Genomic DNA, 3,419 nt, shown 5'->3' with positions numbered 1-3,419 from the left:
TGATTTATGCACTAATTGGGTGCATAGTTTAAATACATGGAGGAACTACCACAATGCTATTACAATTCAATTTCTCTAATTATAAATCTTTTCACAAAGAGGTTTCGCTTGATCTTTCAGCTACTGGTATTTCTGAACTTTCACACCATGTAGTGCAACTCGCAGATGAGAAAGTGCTACCTGTTAGTGCAATATTTGGGGCAAACGCAAGTGGAAAATCAAATGTATACAAAGCCTTTTCCTATATGCGACATCTTATAGTTAGTTCTTTTCAATATGGGGGGTCTTCTGATACAGCGAAAACATCTGATGAGTCCTCAAATTTCCCACAACCTCCTCGTTTTGCCTGGACTACACAGAATATGGAGCCTGCAACCTTTGAAGTATATTGTATTAATCCCAGTACCTTAAAAACCTACAACTACGGCTTTTCAGTTGACGAAAAAGGGATCGTTGAAGAGTGGTTGAACGAGAAGGCTAAGACTGCAAGAAAAAGCAAGATTGTCTTCTATAGAGGCCGTAATGAGGAAGAAAATGATTTCTCCGGACTTACAAAGACTAATACGAACAACTTGCTTACTGCGTTAGAGCCAGAGGTACTGGTCATCTCTTTAGGCAATAAACTAAAAGTGAAGAAGTGCCAAACAATCGCACAATGGTTCTACCTTTGTGAAACCACTGACTATGGAGACCCTGGCGAAAACTTTTTCCTTTGCCATAGACTCCCAATCAACTTTAGAGAAAAGGAAATCCAAAATCGAGTACTACAATTCTTTGCCTCATTCGATGAATCAATAAAAGGGTTCAAAATTGAAGAAATTCCATCAGAAGAAGATGACTCTCCAAAACGTATTCATATTGAATCATTGCACCAAGCGGTTGATAGTGATGATTTAATCGGAATCGGGCTACAACAGGAGAGCGCTGGTACCATTAAAATGTTTTCTCTCTACCCTGTTCTCATGAATGTTTTGGAACATGGGACGGTTCTCTTTGTCGATGAATTAAATTCCAGATTACATCCATTGCTTGTCCGTAATCTCATAAGATTATTTTCAGATCAAAGCACCAATCCAAATCATGCTCAGTTAATCTTCACAACACATGATACGTGGCATCTTTCAAACAAGAGCCTGCGTCGTGACGAGATCTGGTTTACTGCAAAAAGCACAGTGGGAGAAAGTACCCTCTACTCTCTCGCGGACTTCAAACCAGATGAGGGCACCAAGATTCGTAAAGATGAGCATTATGAAAAGAATTATCTCCTCGGGAAATATGGTGCCATTCCATCGTTGAATAGCATCAAGATAATCTTTCCGGATTTCGCTGCGGCTGAGGGGAATCAGCCCTATGAGTAAGAAACAGCATGATGGCAAGAGGAGTCCAAGAAGCAAACGGGCGTTCAGGATACCTGATTTAGGATATTATCTCATTCTGACAGACACAAATGAGACAGAGTTGAATTACTTCCAAGGAATACGTGACTCACTTCCAAAAGATTTGCAAAATCGCTTGGTAATAAAGGTTCTCCCTAAGATTGAAACTAAGAATTTGGTATCACGATGTCTTGAAGAATTAGATAAGAATGCACAATACAGAATTCCTTGGATTGTTTTTGATCGGGATGAAGTCAAAGGTTTTGACACCATAATTAATGAAGCAAAAAAGAACCATATCCACACAGGCTGGTCTAACCCCTGTTTCGAGATCTGGCTCCATGAATATCTTGAGAAAGCTCCTCTTTCTATGGATTCCGTTGGATGTTGTCATACTTTCAGTACAACATTCAAAAAAATTACAAAACAAGAGTATCCCAAATTCCCGAAGTTTTGTAACTATGAGAGCGGACAATCAGTCTCGAACGGATCTTCATCCCCTACATTCATCAGCTTGCCTTTCCATGGATACTCAACACTGAACAGATCGAAGATGAGCCGCTGAGCCTTCGTGGGGACGGTATACACATCCTTGTATTTCCCCCGGTAGTGAATCTTCGAGTAGGTATTCACCTTGTCCAGGATCTCACGGTGGTTCCAGTATTTCCGCTGTTTCGCGGGGATCTGCTTGATTCGTTCCTTCAGGGCGGTCAGGATGATCAGTGTAACGAAATTGATGAAAAGCCTGCCTTTCATCACCTGCTCGGTGTGGACTCTCAATCTGTTGCAGTCGATGATGTTCTTCATGTCGTCGAACAGCAGTTCGATGTCATTTCTCTGCCGGTATGCATACAATGCTTCAGCTGGATCCTTCTCGGCATTGGTGTACAGGACCCAGTAGCCGCTCTGCCCGTCGATGAACGACTGGACCTCTTCATCCTTGAGAAGCACCTTCCTTCCCCTTTTCGGGGTCTCCTTCACCTCGAAGTACCGGTCGTAGTACGACTGGTTGTTCTTGATGGGTTGCTGCAATTCAAGCTCAACCATGCATTGCTGCAGCTTTCTCATGAGACGGGCGACGTCCCGCTCCTTTCTCGCTGCATCGAAGTATATGTGGGCCCACATCCTTCCTTGTTCGGTCTTCCTGATGGTCTTCAGGCCATAGATGATGGCATCCTTGTCATCGGTCGGGATGAGGGTGCCAGGCCGCTGGATCGCATGGCGGTGCTTCTCGATGAGTTCCCGTGCCCATGTGACGTTTGAGGGAACAGGGATGAGGAACTTGTGGCCGTGGTCAGTAAGCTGTGCGATGTTGTCGACAGAGCAGAATGCCCTGTCCCCTATGATCACCGAGGAGGGGACCTCCAGCTTCTTCAGCTGTTCGAGCACCTGCTGCAGGACAATCGAGTCATTCATGCTTCCCGGCAGCTCTGAGAACCATAGGGGGAGATGGGTGGCATACGAGCTGAGCAGGCCTATATTGATCTGGGGCTTCTTCTCCTTGTCACGGTTGTAGCCCCACTCGACATACGGGTTGTCCTTCGCATGGCTGGAGATGCTGCTGATATCGAACAGCAGGTTCTTCTTCTCCCTGTTCCGCTCTATCCACGAAGAGAAGAAGGTGTTCTGGGCATCCTTGTCGAGCCTCCTCAGCAGTTCTGTTATTCTCTGGGAGCAAAGCTGGGACCCGTCAAATCCTCTCTCATCAAGCCAGGACTCTGCATAACTGAGAGGCTTCCCGGTGCACACCGAGTATTTTGCAAGTCCCAGGACATACGCAGCATCCTGTGGTCCCAGCACCTTGGTGAGAACCTTCCCCAGCCCAGTACGGGCAATGATGGGGTCAAGGATGAGATCCTGGCCAAGGAGCGTCGTCCTGGAAACAACAGGAAGCGGATGTTCCTGGACCCGGGATGCTTCCTGACGGGAAAGGTAATACTCGTTGTAGATGATCTTGCCCTCAGGTCCCCTCTTGCCGATACACTTGCGGCGGTGCCGCCCTTGTTTCTTCTCACTATCCCAGTAGGCGGTATCCTCATAGAC

The 3,419-nt window shown here is 46.0% G+C and carries 3 protein-coding genes; 2 read left to right on the top strand and 1 reads right to left on the bottom strand.

Annotated features, from left to right (window positions below):
* The first annotated feature begins 53 nt into the window (after window positions 1-53).
* Both JF818_RS05185 and JF818_RS16635 read left to right on the top strand, forming a co-directional pair.
* Window positions 54-1,358, top strand: coding sequence for an ATP/GTP-binding protein (locus tag JF818_RS05185; protein ID WP_198890904.1), 1,305 nt, complete (start codon window positions 54-56; stop codon window positions 1,356-1,358).
* Window positions 1,351-1,941: an RloB family protein gene (locus tag JF818_RS16635; protein ID WP_198890903.1), complete on the top strand. Its 591-nt coding sequence runs from the start codon at window positions 1,351-1,353 to the stop codon at window positions 1,939-1,941. The genes JF818_RS05185 and JF818_RS16635 overlap by 8 nt, the downstream gene beginning before the upstream one ends.
* On the opposite strand, the gene JF818_RS05175 is transcribed toward JF818_RS16635, so the two are convergent.
* On the bottom strand, window positions 1,836-3,419 hold a 1,584-nt coding region (locus tag JF818_RS05175; protein WP_198890902.1), incomplete at its 5' end, for an IS1634 family transposase. The two genes, JF818_RS16635 and JF818_RS05175, sit on opposite strands and share 106 nt — an antisense overlap.

It is taken from the genome of Sphaerochaeta sp. S2 (genome assembly GCF_016406725.1).
In the GTDB taxonomy this organism is placed as follows: Bacteria; Spirochaetota; Spirochaetia; order Sphaerochaetales; family Sphaerochaetaceae; genus Sphaerochaeta.
The sequence above is the reverse complement of the archived record's forward strand: the minus strand, read 5'-3'. Positions and strand labels throughout refer to the sequence as shown.

Coding starts and splice junctions, on each gene's coding strand:
- JF818_RS05185 (WP_198890904.1), top strand. CDS start 54: ATGCTATTACAATTCAATTTCTCTAATTATAAATCTTTTCACAAAGAG.
- JF818_RS16635 (WP_198890903.1), top strand. CDS start 1,351: ATGAGTAAGAAACAGCATGATGGCAAGAGGAGTCCAAGAAGCAAACGG.